This is a genomic window from Pseudomonas sp. GW821-FHT09C08 (assembly GCF_059418125.1).
Map to the genome: position 1 here is coordinate 164160 of NZ_JBWKPG010000006.1, position 17420 is coordinate 181579.

Annotated in this window: 11 protein-coding genes and 2 pseudogenes; 7 read left to right on the forward strand and 6 right to left on the reverse strand. The window is 62.7% G+C overall.

The features are described from left to right. Positions 1-7 precede the first annotated feature (7 nt). Positions 8-679 (reverse strand): GNAT family N-acetyltransferase, encoded by a 672-nt coding sequence (locus AC07OJ_RS21570; RefSeq protein ID WP_495095152.1) that lies wholly within the window; start codon positions 677-679, stop codon positions 8-10. 152 nt (positions 680-831) lie between these two features. Here AC07OJ_RS21570 and AC07OJ_RS21575 point away from each other — a divergent pair, with 152 nt between their 5' ends. The 6 genes and pseudogenes from AC07OJ_RS21575 to AC07OJ_RS21600 all read left to right on the forward strand — a co-directional run. Beyond that, positions 832-1542: a FadR/GntR family transcriptional regulator gene (locus AC07OJ_RS21575; RefSeq protein ID WP_065906667.1), complete on the forward strand. Its 711-nt coding sequence runs from the start codon at positions 832-834 to the stop codon at positions 1540-1542. A 108-nt stretch (positions 1543-1650) separates the two neighbouring features. Next, positions 1651-2844, forward strand: coding sequence for an L-2-hydroxyglutarate oxidase (lhgO, locus tag AC07OJ_RS21580; RefSeq protein WP_495095153.1), 1194 nt, complete (start codon positions 1651-1653; stop codon positions 2842-2844). Between the two features lie 58 nt (positions 2845-2902). Next, positions 2903-4228 carry an MFS transporter gene (locus AC07OJ_RS21585; RefSeq protein WP_213552874.1) on the forward strand — a complete coding sequence of 442 codons (1326 nt, stop codon included), beginning with the start codon at positions 2903-2905 and terminating at the stop codon, positions 4226-4228. An 81-nt stretch (positions 4229-4309) separates the two neighbouring features. Further along, a complete protein-coding gene (locus AC07OJ_RS21590) occupies positions 4310-5164 on the forward strand; it encodes a CAP domain-containing protein (RefSeq protein ID WP_065906660.1) in 855 nt (284 codons plus the stop codon). Positions 5165-5332: 168 nt separating this feature from the next. Then, a pseudogene (locus AC07OJ_RS21595) lies at positions 5333-7109 on the forward strand (ATP-binding protein); the annotation flags it as partial. Between the two features lie 71 nt (positions 7110-7180). Then, positions 7181-7519 (forward strand): annotated as a pseudogene (locus AC07OJ_RS21600) (response regulator); the annotation flags it as partial. 2 nt (positions 7520-7521) lie between these two features. On the opposite strand, the gene AC07OJ_RS21605 reads toward AC07OJ_RS21600, so the two are convergent. The 4 genes from AC07OJ_RS21605 to AC07OJ_RS21620 form a co-directional block, all read right to left on the reverse strand. Then, on the reverse strand, positions 7522-8688 hold the full coding sequence (locus tag AC07OJ_RS21605) for a GGDEF domain-containing protein (RefSeq protein WP_495095154.1): 1167 nt from the start codon (positions 8686-8688) through the stop codon (positions 7522-7524). A gap of 52 nt (positions 8689-8740) precedes the next feature. Further along, positions 8741-10978: a 1,4-alpha-glucan branching protein GlgB gene (gene glgB, locus AC07OJ_RS21610; RefSeq protein WP_495095155.1), complete on the reverse strand. Its 2238-nt coding sequence runs from the start codon at positions 10976-10978 to the stop codon at positions 8741-8743. After that, positions 10975-14322 (reverse strand): maltose alpha-D-glucosyltransferase, encoded by a 3348-nt coding sequence (treS, locus tag AC07OJ_RS21615; RefSeq protein ID WP_495095156.1) that lies wholly within the window; start codon positions 14320-14322, stop codon positions 10975-10977. Before treS ends, glgB begins: the two co-directional genes overlap by 4 nt. Before the next feature lie 149 nt (positions 14323-14471). Further along, positions 14472-16460: an alpha-1,4-glucan--maltose-1-phosphate maltosyltransferase gene (locus AC07OJ_RS21620; RefSeq protein ID WP_495095157.1), complete on the reverse strand. Its 1989-nt coding sequence runs from the start codon at positions 16458-16460 to the stop codon at positions 14472-14474. 203 nt (positions 16461-16663) lie between these two features. Here AC07OJ_RS21620 and AC07OJ_RS21625 point away from each other — a divergent pair, with 203 nt between their 5' ends. Further along, the gene (locus tag AC07OJ_RS21625) at positions 16664-16837 is read left to right on the forward strand and encodes a hypothetical protein (RefSeq protein ID WP_315413253.1); all 174 of its coding nucleotides are present in this window, start codon (positions 16664-16666) and stop codon (positions 16835-16837) included. Here the strand turns inward: AC07OJ_RS21625 and AC07OJ_RS21630 are convergent. Further along, positions 16815-17306 (reverse strand): MgtC/SapB family protein, encoded by a 492-nt coding sequence (locus AC07OJ_RS21630; RefSeq protein ID WP_065906642.1) that lies wholly within the window; start codon positions 17304-17306, stop codon positions 16815-16817. The genes AC07OJ_RS21625 and AC07OJ_RS21630 overlap by 23 nt on opposite strands. Positions 17307-17420 lie beyond the last annotated feature (114 nt).

Consider the following 17420-nt stretch of genomic DNA (forward strand, 5'->3'; position numbering starts at 1 on the left):
CGACGGTTTACGCCGAAAGATTCTGGACGAACAACCGCACCTTGCGCGTCAGTTGATCCAGATGCCGGTCGCGCTGTTTCTCGGCGTCGAGCATCGCGCGCTTGCCGTGCTTTTGCAGCAGGTACGTGTGGATCTGGCGCACTTCCAGCGAGCTGTAGATCGACGCCACGTCCAGCACGCCCATCAGGCCATCAGTGCCGTAGTCGCGGGTATTCATCAGCACCTGGGTGCCGCGCGCGCCCCGCACCTGAAAGCCCATGCGTTCAAAAGCCGGTACTTTTTCTACCGAGCACGCTAGTTCCGCATGGGGATAACGGCCCAGCACATCGCGCATCATCGCGCGCGCCACACCCTGGCGCCGATGGCCGACTTGCACGGCCATGAACGCAATCCCACAGGCTTGCGGATCGTCCTTGACGGGCAGGTACAGGCCAAAGCCAAGCAGTTTTTCCGCGTCCGTCGCCACGACCAACTCGACGGCAATCCCCTTTGAACCGTCCAAGGCTTCCAGGTACAGGTGCACTTCAAAACCGATGGCGTACTGGTAGATGTTGTAGAGCAGGTTGCTCGGCGGCAGCGCGACGCTGCTGATGTCGGTGAGGTTGTCCACCACCATCTGCAGGACCTGCGCATTGATGGGCTCGGGGCACGGTGTCGTGTAGCGGGTAAGGCTGTACATGCAAATTCCTGGGGTTTCGCGTCAAGGCAGCGGCGATTGTACCTGTTGCGGCGAGTGTATGGCCTGCAGGCCGCACCCAAAAGCCACGCCGATATTGACAAGGTAAAATCGTAACGACTATTGTCTGACAACCTGATCAACAAGGTTTTCCCATGCTTGAGCTTCAACGCCCCGATTCGCTGGTCGTACGGGTTGTCAGTGCCATCCGCGCAGAAATCGACTCCGGCCAACTGCCGCCGGAGTCGCGCCTGCCCACGGAACAGCAACTGGCCGAACAACTCAACGTCAGCCGCTCTGTAGTGCGTGAAGCCATTGCCCAGCTCAAGGCCGATGGCGTGATCACTGCGCGCCGGGGGCTGGGCTCGTTTATCTCGCAGACGCCAGCCGGTACGGTGTTTCGTTTCCCGCAGCCGAATGGACGGCGCCCCGACCTCGCGCAGATGTTCGAAGTGCGCCTGTGGATCGAGACCCAGGCCGCCGCGATTGCCGCGCAACGCCGCGATGAAGCCGACCTGCAGCGCATGAAAAGCGCGCTGCAGGACATGCAGGAGCACCGCGACAACTTCGAAGCGGCCGCCCTCGCCGATGTGGAGTTCCACCGCGCTATCGCCGACGCCAGCAAGAATGACTACTTCGTGGCCTTCCATGACTTCCTGCGCAGCCAGTTGGCCAGCGCCCGCAAGACCGCTTGGGAAAACTCCGCCTCGCGTTTTGTCACCGGCTCTGCCGACGCCACCCAGGAACACCAGGCGCTGTTCCAGGCGATTGCCGACGGCGACGCCCAGCGTGCCGCCGCGAGTGCCGAGGCCCACCTGCGCGCGGCAGCACGCCGCCTGAGCCTGGAACTGCCCGCCAAACATTGACCGAATCCACCCTTTTGCAGCGTGCCCCCGGCACGCCATTTTTTTAACCAAACCATTAGTCTGACAACCTGATAAGCAGACTGATGTGCAACCGCAGGTACCCACGCAATGATTCACGACTTTTGCATCATCGGCGGCGGCATCGTCGGCCTCGCCACCGCCATGGAGCTGCTCAAGCGCCAGCCGGGCGCCTCGCTGGTGATCCTCGAAAAGGAATCGGTGCTGGCCAAGCACCAGACCGGCCACAACAGCGGCGTGATCCACGCCGGCATCTACTACGCGCCGGGGAGCCTCAAGGCCGACCTGTGCAAGCGTGGCGCCGAAGCCACCAAGCAGTTCTGCACCGAGCACGGCATCAAGTTCGAGGTGTGCGGCAAGCTGCTGGTGGCGTCCAGCCCGCTGGAAATGCAGCGAATGGAAGCGCTGCATGCCCGCGCCCAACTCAACGGCATGCAGGTCGAGCGCCTCGATGCGAACCAGTTGCGCGAGCGCGAACCGAACATCGTCGGCCTGGGCGGGCTGTTCCTGGATGCCACCGGCATCGTCGATTACCGCCAGGTGTGCGAGACCATGGCGCGGGTGATTCGCCGCAGCGGTGGCGAGATCTGCCTGGAACGCACCGTCACCGGCATCCATGAAGATACCGACACCGTCACCATCAACACCCTTGGCGAAACCTGGCAGGCGCGTCATCTGGTGGTGTGCGCTGGCTTGCAGTCGGACCGCCTGGCGACCCTGGCCGGGATCAAGATCGACCACCAGATCATCCCGTTTCGCGGCGAATACTTCCGCCTGCCGCCGGAAAAAAACGGTCTCGTCAATCACCTCATCTACCCGATTCCCGACCCGGACTTGCCGTTCCTCGGTGTGCACCTGACCCGCATGATCGACGGCAGCATCACCGTCGGGCCGAACGCCGTGCTGGGCCTGGGTCGCGAAAACTACCGCAAGTTCTCGATCAACTGGCGCGATGTGGCCGAGTACGCGCGCTTCCCCGGCTTCTGGAAAACCCTCTGGCAGAACCTCGGTTCGGGCACCACCGAGATGAAGAACTCGTTGTTCAAATCCGGCTACCTGGAGCAGTGCCGCAAGTATTGCCCGTCACTGACCCTCGACGACCTGCTGCCCTATGAAGCCGGGATCCGCGCCCAGGCGGTGATGCGCGACGGCAGCCTGGTGCACGACTTCCTGTTCGCCCAGACCTCGCGAATGCTCCATGTCTGCAACGCGCCCTCACCGGCCGCGACGTCAGCCATGCCGATCGGCGCGATGATCGCCGACCGCCTGTTCACGCCCCAGTAACACCCGGCAATACGCCTCCATTTGACAATAAATACAAAGACTCAGAAGGAAGTACAGCATGACGGCATCTGCCTCCATCCCCGGCACCGAAACGCCCGAGCAAACCCGCAAGCGCCTGCGCAAAGTCGCCGCCGCGACCATCTTTGGCTCAATGCTGGAGTGGTACGACTTTTACCTGTACGCGACCATGGCGGCAATTGTGTTCTCGAAGATCTTCTTCGATAACAGCGACCCGAAGACCGCCACGCTGATGGCCTTTTCGACCTTTGCCATCGGCTTTATCGCACGCCCGTTCGGCGGCATCCTGTTTGGCTACCTGGGCGACAAGTTCGGCCGCAAGCAAGTGCTGGTACTGACCTTCTGCCTGATGGGCGTGTGCACCACGCTGATCGGCCTGATCCCCAGCTACGCCTCCATCGGCATCTGGGCGCCGATCGTGCTGGTGTTCATCCGCATCATCCAGGGCCTGGGTGCGGGGGCCGAACTGTCCGGCGCGGCGGTCACCTCCTATGAGCACGCTGCGCAGGGCAAGCGCGGCAGCCAAGGCGCATGGCCGGCGCTGGGCTTGAACCTGGGCCTGCTGCTGTCATCGCTCACCGTGTACCTGCTGACCATCAACGGCAACGAGTTCCTGCTGGCCGGCGGCTGGCGTATTCCCTTCGTCTGCAGCATCGTGCTGGTGGGCGTCGGCCTGTGGGTACGCAAGAGCATTCCGGAAACCCCGCAGTTCAAGGAGCTGAGCAAAGAAGCCGCCAAGGCCAAGGCCTCGCCGCTCAAGGCCCTGTTCAAGAACGACCTCAAAGGCCTGGCGGTGGTGTTCTTCGTGGCCATCGGCTACAACGCCCTGAGCTACATCTTCAAGACCTTCTCCCTGGCGTACCTGACCCAATTCAAAGGCGTGGATGTGCACGTCACGTCGCTGTCGGTAACCATCGCCAGCCTGATCGCCATTGTCGCCGTGCCCTGCTTCGGCTGGCTGTGTGACAAGTGGAGCAGCAAGCACGTGCTGATCCTCGGCGGGCTGTGCTCGCTGCTGTTCGCCTACCCGTTTCTGGCCCTGCTCAACAGCGGCGAAAGTCTGATGATCTACATCGCGATCGGCGTCGGCACCGGCCTCCTCGCACCGATGATGTTCGCCCCGCAGGGCTCGTTCCTGAGCCGGCAGTTCCCGACCCAGACGCGCTCTTCCGGCTTCGGTACCGGGCGTGAAATCGGCACCGCCATCGCTGGCGGCCTGGCGCCACTGGGTGCGCTGTCGATGGTGGCGGCATCGGCCACCCACTCCACTGATGGCGTGGTGATAATCCTCGCCATTTCGGCGCTGCTGGTGGTGGTGTTTGCGTTGTGTGACCAGGGCCGCAAGCACTCGGCATTCAAGAACTGAGGAAAAAAGTTCGGACCAACGGGTGCATGGACGCACCTACATCGCGCATCATGGGCACTTTCAAGCTCAAGGGTAACGTCCATGCGCGTTCTGTCATTGATGATGGGTCTTACGACGCTGGCCGCCAGTACGGTGTTCTGCGCCAGCGCGATGGCGAATGAAGAAATCCAGCTGGTGCAACAGATCAACGACTACCGCAGCCAGGTACAGCGCTGCGGTGACCAGGGTTCCCAGGAACTGCCACCTTTGGCCAGCGACACCCGCCTGGTGCTGCCGGCCACCAATGTCGGCGACTTGCAACAGGCCCTGGCCCGGGCGGCATACCCGATGGTGAATGTGCAGGCCATCAGCCTGTCCGGCCCCAAGGATGCCCAGGCTGCCATGAAGGCGGTGCGCGAGAGTTTCTGCCGCGTGGTGCTCGATCCGCAATTTGTCGATATCGGTGTGAGCAACAGCGGCCAGGACTGGCGCATCGTGCTCGCCCGTCCACTGCTGTCCAGCGGCCTCGGCGACTGGCAGACCGAAGGCAAGCAACTGCTCACCCTGATCAACACCGCGCGCGCGCAACCGCGCCAGTGCGGCACCCAGGCATTCAGCGCGACCACCCCGCTGTCCTGGAATGACGACCTGGCCGGCGCCGCCAACAGCCACACGCGCAACATGGCCAACGGCAATTTCTTCGACCACCTCGACCACGACGGCCGCACCCCCGGTGACCGCGCCGAACTGGCCGGCTACCCGGCGAAAAACATCGGCGAAAACATCGCCGCCGGCCTGGACACGCCGCGCAAGGTCGTCGACGGCTGGCTCGCCAGCCCCGGGCATTGCGCCAACCTGATGAACCCGCAGTTTCGCGAATTGGGCGCGGCCTATGCCATGGACCCGAAAAGTGACGCAGGGATCTACTGGACCGGTTTGTTCGGCACATCGCAGTAAAAAACAGCGCCCGGATCGCGGAATATTTATCTATTCAAATGGATGCAGCATCAAATTGCCATCTCGTGGATAATTCCGCTGAACTGGCAACGGTCATTCCGGTCTGTTGCTTGTTAGCCTGACCTCTTCAGGCGCTCGACCGATTGTGGCAAACAAGGTGTTCTCCCAATGATGAATTGGCTGCAAAGCAGCAGCGACATGGCTGAGCGGGTACGCCAGCATGATTGGGCAAGTACGCCCCTGGGCCCGCTCGAACAATGGCCGGATGTGCTCAAGACCACGGTAGCGTTGTGCTTTGCCTCGAGCTTTCCCCAGGCCATCGTCTGGGGGCCGCACCTGATCACGCTCTACAACGATGCGTTTGTGCCCATCCTTGGCGATAAGCCCTACTCGCTGGGGCGACCTTTCAGCGAAACCTGGCACGAAGTGTGGGACCAGGTCGGCCCCATCGCGGACGCGGCTTTCGAAGGGCATGCCACCTACGTCGAGAACTTCCCGCTGCTGATCGAGCGTGGCGCGGGCCCCGAGCAGGCCTACTTCACCTTTTGCTACAGCCCCATCCGCGATCCGCAGGGCAAGGTCGTCGGCTTGCTGGACACGGTGACCGAAACCACCGCCACGGTATTTCTTGCGCGACGCCTGGCGGTGCTGGATGCGATCGGCAACGCCGTGACCAATGCCACCGACGCCGAAACCATCATGTCCACCACCACGCGCCTGCTGGCCGAGCACCTGCAGGTGTCCAACTGCGCCTATGCAGACATGGACGCCGATGAAGACGGCTTCACCATTCGCGGCAATTGGGCGGCGCCCGGCTCGCCGAGCATCGTCGGACGCTACAGCCTAGCTTCGTTCGGTGAGTTGGCCGTACAACGCCTGCATGCCGGCGAGCCGGTGGTGGTGCAGGACAATCGCATCGAATTCGCGCCGCACATCGCCGCCAGCTACCAGGCCCTGGGCGCGTTGGCGACCGTGTGTTTCCCGCTGATCAAGCATGGCCGGCTCACCGCGCTGATGGCCGTGCATCACAAAGCGGCGCGCGTGTGGTCGCCCTATGACCTGGCCCTGGTGGGCGAAGTCACCGAACGCTCCTGGGCACATATCGAGCGCGTGCGCGCCGACGTCGCCGTGCGTGAAGGCCTGGCGGCATTCACCGAGCTGAATGCGACCCTGGAACAGCGGGTGGCGGAACGCACCACCGCCCTCTCCCAGGCCGAAGCCGCGCTGCGCCAGTCACAGAAGCTGGAAGCCATCGGCCAGTTGACCGGCGGCGTCGCCCATGACTTCAACAACCTGCTGACGATCATTCGCTCGTCGGTGGATTTCCTGCGCCAGCCCGGTCTCTCCGAGGAGCGGCGCCAGCGTTACATGGGCGCGGTGTCGGACACCGTCGAGCGGGCCAGCAAACTCACCAGCCAGCTGCTCGCCTTCGCCCGGCGCCAGCCATTGAACCCGGAAGTGTTCGATGTGAGCCTGCGGGTCAGGAATATCGGCGAGATGCTGGAAAGCCTCACCGGGGCGCGGATCCAGGTGCGCGTCGAGTTGCCCGACAGCCCGTGCCATGTGCGCGTCGACTCCAGCCAGTTCGAAACCGCGCTGATCAATATGGCCCTCAACGCCCGTGACGCCATGAACGGCCAAGGCACGCTGACCCTGCGCGTGGCCACCGTGGCGGCCCTGCCGCGTATCCGTGGCGACGCCGAGTCGCGCCAGCCCTTCGTCACGGTGTCCCTGGCCGACACCGGCAGCGGCATGGCCAGCGACAACCTGGAGCGCATCTTCGAGCCGTTCTTTACCACCAAGGCCGTCGGCAAAGGCACGGGGCTGGGTTTATCCCAGGTGTTCGGTTTCGCCAAGCAGTCCGGCGGCAACGTCGACGTGGCCAGCACCCCGGGCCAGGGCACGGTATTTACCCTGTACCTGCCGGCCGTTGAATCCCAGGCAGTCCAGTTGGCGCACCTGCAGCAAGCCGCGTGCCCGGACCATGACCCGTCGCACCGCCATATCCTCATCGTGGAAGACAACCTCGACGTGGGCCGCTTCGCCAACCAGATCCTCCAGGACCTGGGCTACCAGACCACCTGGGCCACCGATGCCGAACAGGCACTGGCGATGGCCGGCGCGGACGCCATGGCCTTCGACGGGGTGTTCTCGGACGTGGTCATGCCGGGAATCACCGGCGTGATGATGGCCAGGGTGCTGCGCGAGCGCCGGCCGGACCTGCCGATAGTCCTCACGTCGGGCTACAGCGAGGAGCTGGCTGACAGCGGCTATGAAGGCTTCGAGTTCCTCGCCAAGCCCTACTCCGCCGACCAGGTCGCACGGGTGCTGGCCAAGGCCATGCTCAAGGACTGAGCCTATTCCGCCACGGCCACTTGATTGCGACCCAACGCCTTGGCGCGATATAGCGCCTTGTCGGCGGTGTTCATCAGGTCGTGCAAATCCTGGTCAAGGGTATGGGTGGAGGCCACGCCGAGGCTGGCGGTCAAGCCATGCACCGGCTCGGAGACCAGGCCGGAAATCGCCTTGACCAACTGCTCGGCAATGTCTCGCGCCGCTTCCAGCGAGGTATTGGGCAGCAGCACCGCGAACTCCTCGCCCCCCAGGCGGCCGTAGACATCGGCCTGGCGGAACGAGGCACTGATCACCCCGCCAATCTGGCGCAGCACTTGGTCACCGGCCTGGTGACCGTAGGTATCGTTGATCTGCTTGAAGTGGTCCATGTCCAGCATCAGCGCACACAACGGCTGCTGGTTGTGGCGGCATTGCGCGTACAACACCTGGGCATGTTCGAAAAACGCGCGACGGTTCATCAGCCCGGTGAGTTCGTCGGTCTGTGCGGCGCGTGTAGAGATGTTGTGGGCCCGTTCCATTTGCCGGGTCAGGCGAAAGGCTTTTTCCAGCGCATCCGACAGCTTGCGCGTGGCGCTGACCACAAAGGTGGAGAACACCAGCACGGCGACAGCCACCCCGACTTGCATCGACGACGGCTGGAACAACAGCCACAGCGTGCACGGCAGCAGCACCAGGGCCAGGGACGCCAGGGTCATGTAGCGATACGCGGAATAACACGAGACGGCACTCACCGACATGCCCACGGTAAACAGCATGACCAGCACCTGCGACACTCGATCGTCGGTCGGCATCACGGCCAGTGCGCCGGCGCCCCAGACGCCGGCAGACAGCATCAGCGTGATCCAGTAGCGACGTTCCCAGCGCTGCGGGGTGCGCTCGTCGTTGGGACAGCGGAACCACTCCATGAACATCTTGACCCGCAGCAATGACGTGGCCGCCAGCACCAATAGCCAGACCAGCATGACCGTGTGGTCAAAACGCTCCCAACACAGCCAGCAGAGCATCACCGCAGCGAGGTAACTGCCGAAAATCGCGGCAAAGGACTGCCGAAACAACTGATGCAAACGGTCAGTCCGCACCTGTTCCTCTATAAAGCAATCCTGGTCCTGCCTACGCCCAAGGCCGTTCATGAAATTCGCCTGATTCAACTGCCACGACAAGGGTGCCATTGTGGCACCCTGCCAGTAGCGCGGACAACAGAATCCAGCCGTGTAGAGCGCTTTAAAGCGCTTGGGGCCGCAGAATCAACACACCCAACGGCGGCAGATTCAAGGACAGCGAGACCGCCTGCCCATGACGCGGCTCATCACGCGTGGAAACGGTGCCACCGTTACCGTAATTGGAGCCCGCATACAGGTCGGCATCGCTGTTGAGTACTTCGCTCCAGCTCCCGGCAAACGGCACCCCGACGGCGTACGCCTCACGCGGCACCGGGGTGAAGTTGGCAACCACCAGCACCGGCTTGCCATCCTTGCTCCAGCGCAGCCAGGCATACACGCTGTTGATCGCATCGTCGCCGATCAGCCATTGGAAGCCTTGGGGCGCGTCGTCCTGTTCGTGCAGGGCCGGTTCCTCGCGGTACAGGCGGTTCAGGTCGCCCACCAGTTTCTGCACGCCGCGGTGTTCCGGGTATTGCAGCAGGTACCAATCCAGCTGCTGGTCGTGGTTCCACTCGCGCCACTGGCCGAATTCGCAGCCCATGAACAGCAGTTTCTTGCCAGGGTGCATCCACATGAACGCCAGGTAAGCACGCAGGTTGGCAAATTTCTGCCAGCGGTCGCCGGGCATCTTGTCGATCAACGAGTGCTTGCCGTGCACCACTTCATCGTGGGAAATCGGCAGGATGAAACGCTCGGACCAGGCATACACCAGGCCGAAGCTCAGTTCATTGTGGTGATGGGCGCGGTACACCGGGTCCTGCTGGATGTAGTGCAGCGAATCGTGCATCCAGCCCATGTTCCACTTGTAGTTGAAACCCAGGCCGCCCTGTTGGGTGGGCTGGCTGACGCCGGGCCAGGCGGTGGATTCTTCGGCAATCACCAGCGCGCCGGGCGCCTCCAGGGCGACCACGTCGTTGAGGTGGCGCAGGAAGTCGATGGCTTCGAGGTTCTCGCGACCGCCGTGGCGATTGGGTACCCATTCGCCGGCCTTGCGCGAATAATCGCGGTACAGCATCGACGCCACGGCATCCACGCGCAGCCCATCGATGTGGAAGTGCTTGAGCCAGTGCAGCGCCGAAGCCAGCATGAAGCCGTGGACTTCGGTGCGGCCCAGGTTGTAGATCAGCGTGTCCCAATCCTGGTGGAAGCCTTCGAGCGGATTGGCGTATTCATACAGCGCGGTGCCATCGAACTGCGCCAGACCGTGGGTATCGGTAGGAAAATGCGCCGGCACCCAGTCGAGAATCACACCAATATCCGCCTGATGCAGTGCATTGACGAAGTAGGCAAAGTCTTCCGGCGAGCCAAAGCGTGCCGTCGGGGCGAATTGCGACAGCGCCTGATACCCCCAGGAGCCGCCGAACGGGTGCTCCATGATCGGCATCAGTTCAACGTGGGTGAAGCCCAGTTGCTGCACATAGGGCACCAGCCGTTCGGCCAGCTCGCGCCAGTTGTATTGGCGCGAGACCTCGCCCGCCTCGTCCAGTTCGCACTGCCAGGAACCCACGTGCAGCTCGTAGATCGACAGCGGCGCGGTGGTCTTCTGGCGCTCGACGCGCGACTGCATCCACGCATGGTCCTGCCAGTCCACCTGCAACGGCGCCGCGACCTTGGAGGCGGTGTCCGGCGGCAGTTGGGTCGCCAGCGCCATCGGGTCGGCCTTGAGCGGTAGGATCCCGTTGGCAGCGAGAATTTCGTATTTGTAGGCTGCGCCCGGTTGCAGGCGTGGGATAAAGATCTCCCATACACCGGACGGATGACGCAGGCGCATCGGGTGCCGACGCCCGTCCCAGATGTTGAAGTCGCCGACCACCGACACACGCCGGGCATTCGGCGCCCACACGGCAAATCGCACGCCCTCCACGCCGTCGACGCTGGTCACCTGGGCGCCCAGGCAGCTGCCGAGGTCGCGGTGATTGCCTTCGGCAAACAGGTACAGGTCCATTTCACCCAGCAGCAGTTGCTGGAAGCTGTAGGGGTCTTCGGTGATCTGCTCACCGCCCGCCCACTGGATTTTCAGCAGGTAGTCCTGGCGAGTCGCGAAGTGCCCGACAAACAAACCCGGCACCTGGGTCGCATCGAGGCTGCCGATCTGCTCGCCGCTGTCGCGTGCCAGCACCTGCACACTGAGGGCTTCCGGCAGGAAGGCGCGGATAAACTGGCCGCCCTGCTCGTCATCGTGCGGTCCCAGGATCGAGAACGGATCATGGTGCTCGGCGCGCACCAGCGCTTCGACGTCGTTGGACGCCGGCAATGCAGTCAATTTCGGCTGCAGCGGTTCTTTATGTGTAAAGCTCATGACGTCTCCCCACCGCGTACAGTTTTCGATATAGGTACAAGCCCACTCAGCAAGCCGTGCAACCCTTGCAGGGGCACTGGCAGCCAGGTCGGGCGATTTTCCGCCTCGTAAGCCACTTCATACGCGGCCTTCTCGAGGCTGAACAACGTCAGCGCAGCGTCCTGGCCCTTGGCATCCTGCCAGTCATGCGCCAGTGTAGACGTAGCTGCCTGATAAGCCTGGATAAATGCCTGGCGCGCTTCTTTCAGGTAACGATCGGTCACGCGCTTGCGGGCAACGTCCGCCTCCGACGAGTGATCCACGCCCTGCACATTCAGCGCCATCGCCGCCGCGTAATCAAAGGAACGCAACACCCCGCTCACATCCTTGTACGGGCTGTGCTTGCCCCGGCGCTCATGCAGCGGCCGCGCAGGCTCGCCTTCAAAGTCGATCAGGTAGGCATCGCCCTTCACCACCAGCACCTGGCCCAGGTGCAAATCACCGTGGACACGAATGCGCAGGCCGCCCAGCGTGGCTTTCGCCAAGGCCTGCACATGGCTGGCGATGGCTTTTTTCTGCGCCAGCAATTCACTGACCAGCGCCTGATCGCCAGGGTTCAATTGGCTTTGGTGCAGCTTGAGCAATTGCAGGGCGCGGTCGATCTGTGCACCGACATCCTTGGCCCAGGCCTGGGTGTCCTTGACTGTGGTGACCTCGGGCTTGAAGTCTTTGTTGGTGGTCTTCGCGCCCAGTACCCCATGCATTTCGCCCAGGCGCTGCCCGAGCAATCCGGCAAAGTCGGCCAGTTCGCCCAGGGCGTTGTAGTGCTGTTCCTGCTCGGAAATGGCTTCGGCGAGTTCGTCGCGGATCGCGCGTTCGAGGTTGTTCTGGGTCCAGCTCCAGGCATCGCCCTGGTTGCTCAGGTAGCCTTGGGCAATCATCAACAGGTTGTCGTCGCCCGCCGCATCGCGGCGCACCATCGAGCCCAGCAATGGCGAGATGTTCGGGTAGTCGGCGGCGGTCAGGTAGGCGCTCATTTCCAGCTCCGGGTGCACCCCGGCGCTGACTTTGCGGATCAGTTTGAGCACCAGGCTTTCGCCCACCACCACTGAACTGTTGGATTGTTCGGCCGACAGGTAGCGCACCACCGACTCGTCATTGAGCTGCAACTTGGGCAGGTGCGGCGTGGCTTCAAAACGCAGGTCGCCATCGCTGGTGTTCAGCACGGTGCCGGCTTGCAGGCCCTGGATGACCGCGCGAATGAAGTGCTCAAGGCTGAAGGCATCCGTCACCAACCCGACCTGGCGCACACGGCGCACGCGGGCCAGCGCCAGTTGCTGTGGCAAGGCGCTGGTGAACTGGTCTTCGCCGAGAAAGCCGAATGGCAGCTGATAACGGTTGACCTGGCCACCGGCGGTCACCTCAAGCTCACTGAGCAACACCGGGTGCTGCGGGTCGCCAAAGCGTGCGCCATAGACGATGCGCACGCTGTCGATGGCCGTGTCCTTGCCGGCAAACCAGCGCCGCTTGGGCAGCCAGGCCGGCAGCGAGGTCTGCTCCAGGGTCGTGCGGCACGGCTCTTCGAGCAGCTCTTCCATGCGTTTTTTCAGCACCAGCGTGGTGAAGTCCGGCATGCTTTGCGCCGGTTCCACATGCCAGCTCGGCATCTGGTTTTCCGCCGCCAGCACGAACCAATAGAAGCCATATGGCGCCAGGGTCAGCAGGAAATTCAGCTGGCCAATCGGCGGGAACGCATTACCGCCCAGCATCTCCACCGGTACCATGCCGGCGAAGGCCGACAGGTCCAGTTCGGCCGCCTGGGCACTGCGCGACACGTTGGCCACGCACAGGATGATTTCGGTGCGCCCATCGTCGCCGGTGAATTCGCGGGTGTAGGCGAGGATGCGGCGGTTGCTTGGCGAGAGCATTTTCAGGCTGCCACGGCCGAACGCCTTGGACTGCTTGCGTACCGCAAGCATGCGGCGGGTCCAGTTGAGCAGCGAGTGTGGGTCCTGGGCCTGGGTTTCGACGTTGACCGACTGGTAGCCGTATTGCGGGTCCATGATCGGCGGCAACACCAGGCTCGCCGGGTTGGCGCGGGAAAAACCGCCGTTGCGGTCGATGGACCACTGCATCGGCGTGCGCACCCCGTCACGGTCGCCCAGGTAGATGTTGTCGCCCATGCCGATTTCATCGCCGTAATACAGGGTCGGTGTGCCTGGCATCGACAGCAACAGGCTGTTGAGCAGTTCGACACGTCGACGGTCACGCTCCACCAACGGCGCCAGGCGCCGGCGGATACCCAGGTTGATCCGCGCGCGGCGGTCAGCGGCGTAGTAGTTCCACAGGTAATCGCGTTCTTTGTCGGTGACCATTTCCAGGGTCAGTTCATCGTGGTTGCGCAGGAAAATCGCCCATTGGCAGTTGGCGGGGATCTCCGGGGTCTGGCGCAGGATGTCGGTGATCGGGAAGCGATCTTCCTGGGCCAGCGCCATGTACATGCGCGGCATCAGCGGGAAGTGGAAGGCCATATGGCACTCGTCACCGTCATCGCCCTTGCGGTCACCGAAGTACAGCTGGGTGTCTTCAGGCCATTGGTTGGCCTCGGCGAGCAGCATGCGGTCGGGGTAATGCGCGTCGATCTCGGCGCGGATCTGCTTGAGCACGCCATGGGTTTCAGGAAGGTTTTCGTTGTTGGTGCCATCGCGTTCGATCAGGTAGGGAATCGCGTCCAGGCGCAGGCCGTCGATGCCCATGTCCAGCCAGTAGCGCATCACCGACAGCACGGCTTTCATCACCTGCGGGTTATCGAAATTGAGGTCCGGCTGGTGGGAATAGAAGCGGTGCCAGAAGTACTGGCCGGCGACCGGGTCCCAGGTCCAGTTGGATTTTTCGGTGTCGAGGAAAATGATGCGTGTGCCGTCGTACTTCTGGTCATCATCCGACCATACGTAGAAGTCCCGCGCCGCCGAACCGGGCTTGGCCTTGCGCGCGCGTTGGAACCAGGGGTGCTGGTCCGAGGTGTGGTTGATCACCAACTCGGTGATGACCCGCAATCCGCGCTTGTGGGCCTCGGCGATAAAGCGCTTGGCGTCGGCCATGGTCCCGTAGTCGCTGTGCACGCCCCGGTACTCGGCAATGTCATAGCCATCGTCGCGGCGCGGCGAGGGGTAGAACGGCAGCAGCCAGATGGTGTTCACGCCCAGGTCGGCGATGTAGTCGAGCTTGGCGATCAGCCCGGGAAAGTCACCGATGCCGTCGTTGTTGGAGTCGAAATAGGATTTGACGTGAACCTGATAGATCACCGCGTCCTTGTACCAGAGCGGGTCTTTGATAAAGGTGGCAGCCTTGGGTTTCTTCGCCATTGGAAACTCCTGAAATGCGTGAACATCCACTTGAAACACCGCGAACCCGTGTCGGAGCCGGCTTGCCGGCGGTCGCGGTGTTTCAGCGAAAAAAAGGTGTCAGGCCCGCTGCCATCGCCGGCGAGCCGGCGCCTGCAGGGGAGACGGTCTCAGGCAACAGTGAGGCGCCAGATCCCGAACGGCATATGCGGCTCCAGGCGGGTCCACTGGTTTTTGCCGTACCAGGTCCAGCGATGGCCGTTCATCAAGTCTTCGCCTTGGGTCTGGGCATCGTCGGGCAGGCCCAACTCCCATAGCGGCAGCTCGAAATGCGCTTCCTGGGCGTTGAACGGGTCGAGGTTGACGGCCACCAGGATGAAGTTGCTGCCATCCTCGCTGCGTTTGCCGAAATACAGGATGTTGTCATTCCAGGCGTTGTAGAGCTTGAGGCCCAAGTGCGTGTGCAAGGCCGGATTCTGTCGGCGAATGCGGTTGAGTTGGGCGATCTCGGCAATGATGTTGCCGGGCGCAGTGAGGTCCCGTGGACGGATCTCGTATTTCTCCGAGTCCAGGTATTCCTCTTTGCCCGGCACCGGCGCCGCTTCGCACAGCTCGAAACCCGAATACATGCCCCACAGGCCCGAGCCCATGGTCGCCAGTGCGGCGCGGATGAGAAACCCCGGCCGACCGGATTCGTGCAGGAAGCCGGGGTTGATGTCCGGCGTGTTGACGAAGAAGTTCGGCCGGTAGCATTCACGCCACGGCGACTGGTTCAGCTGCGTCAGGTACTCACCGAGTTCGGCCTTGGTGTTGCGCCAGGTGAAATAGGTGTAGCTCTGGGAATAGCCGACCTTGCCCAGGCGCGCCATCATTGCCGGCGTGGTGAACGCCTCGGCGAGAAAGATCACGTCGGGGTGCTTGGATCGCACGTCGCTGATCAGCCATTGCCAGAACGGCAGCGGCTTGGTGTGAGGGTTGTCGACGCGAAAAGTCTTCACGCCCTCTTCCACCCAGCCCACCACGATGTCGCGCAATTCGGTCCACAGGCCCGGGATTGCGTCGGCGGCATAGAAGTCGACGTTGACGATGTCCTGGTATTTCTTCGGCGGGTTCTCGGCGTATTTGATCGTGCCGTCCGGGCGCCAGTTGAACCAGCCCGGGTGTTGCTTGAGCCACGGATGGTCCTGGGAGCATTGGATGGCGAAGTCCAGGGCGATTTCCAGGCCGTGATCGGCGGCGGCCTTGACCAGGCGCCGGAAGTCATCGCGGCTGCCCAATTGCGGATGGATTGCCTCATGGCCGCCCTCCTCGCTGCCGATGGCATACGGGCTGCCCGGATCCTCCGGACCGGCGGTCAGGGAATTGTTCTTGCCCTTGCGGTGGCTGCGGCCGATGGGGTGGATCGGCGGGAAATACAGCACGTCGAATCCCATGTCGTGGATCATCGACAGGCGCGAGTGCACATCGTTAAAGGTGCCGTGGCGGGCGGGATCGTCAGTGATCGAGCGCGGAAACAGCTCGTACCAGCTGGCAAACTGAGCCGCCTCGCGCTCGACATCAATCGGGTAGACACGGCTGATGCTCAAATAGGCACGGTGGTCGGCCTGGGTCATCAAATGTGCACTGTCTTCGTGCAGGAACTGCGCGACCTGCTCGGTTTCCAGCAGGCCGGAGAGTTCGTGGTGCAGCAGCATCAGGCGGTCGCGCAACTCGTTGTCGCTGCGTTCGGCGGCCTGCAGCACCAGGCTGCGGCCTTCCTGCAACTCCAGGCTGACCGGTACCCCGGCCTCATGTTTCTTGCGCAGTTCGTAGCAGAAGCTGGCGAAGGTATCGATCCAGGCTTCAATGCAATATTCGTGGGGGCCTTGGTCACTGACGGTGAACCCGCCCTCCCAGCCATTGTTGCCCACGTCGTTCATCACCACGCTGTGCCAGTGTTCCTGGTGCAGCGGGCGCCAGCGGATCAGCACCGCCAGCTTGTCGTGGCCGTCGGCAAAGACTTTGCTGGTAACGTCAATGCGCTGGCCAACCACCGCCTTGACGGCGAATTCGCCGCCATCGATCACGGGGGTGGTGCTTTCGATCGCGATCCTGGGCAGCAACAGTGCCTGGGACAGCGGCAAGAGGGATTCTTCTGGAACCTGTGTTTCAGCAGTCATCGAGCATCTTCCCCTTACGCCCTGTGGACGCTCTTTGCTTGATCTGAATTCTGAGACGACGCCGCTCTCCCTGAGCAGGGCCGTATAAGGTCCGAGCCTGCCTCACCGGGAAAAGTTCAGGTGGATGTGCGGCCATTGAGCGGGAATCAAATCGCCCCGGCGGCTGTCCACCGATAGAGCAAAGCACAAAGGAGGCCACACCGATGAATATCCCGATCCCGGCAGAAACCCCGGACCCGAATATCGACAACCCGACGCTGCCACCCACCGAGCCGGAGCCGATTCCGGAACAAGACCCGCCCCAAGACCCGCCACCCGTGGAGGAGCCGCCGACCACCATGCCGCCCGTAATTGTCAGCCCTTCTCAAAACGCTTGACGATTTTTGGCATCACGCTGAACACCAGCAGAGCCAGCAAGGTACTCAGCACCGCTGTCGATTCCCGGCCCAACCCGGCCGAGACCCCAATCGCAGCGGTCATCCAAAGGCCGGCGGCGGTGGTCAGGCCCTTCACGTGCCCTTCTTCCTCATCCTTGCCCTTGATGATGGTCCCGGCGCCGAGGAAGCCAATCCCGGCAATCACGCCCTGGACCACGCGGCTCATGGCATCGGCCTGATTGCCGGACATCTGCGGCACCATCACGAACAGCGCCGCGCCCAAGGCCACCAGCATGTGGGTGCGCACGCCCGCGGCCTTGCCCTTGCTCTCGCGCTCAAAGCCGAGAATGCCGCCCAGGACCGCAGCGATCAGCAGGCGCACGGTGATTTGGGTGAGTTGTTTCGCATCGCCGATATCGGCAAATTCAGCTTGCAGGGTTTGCCACACTTCTTGCCACCAGGCGTCCATGGATGCCGTCCTTTTTGTCTTTATGGGTCAACGATGGACAGCGGCGACCGCCAGTCAGTTGCCTTGAACCCGCGCACATCGCTGCGCCCTAACGTTCATAGCCCATGAGAAAGG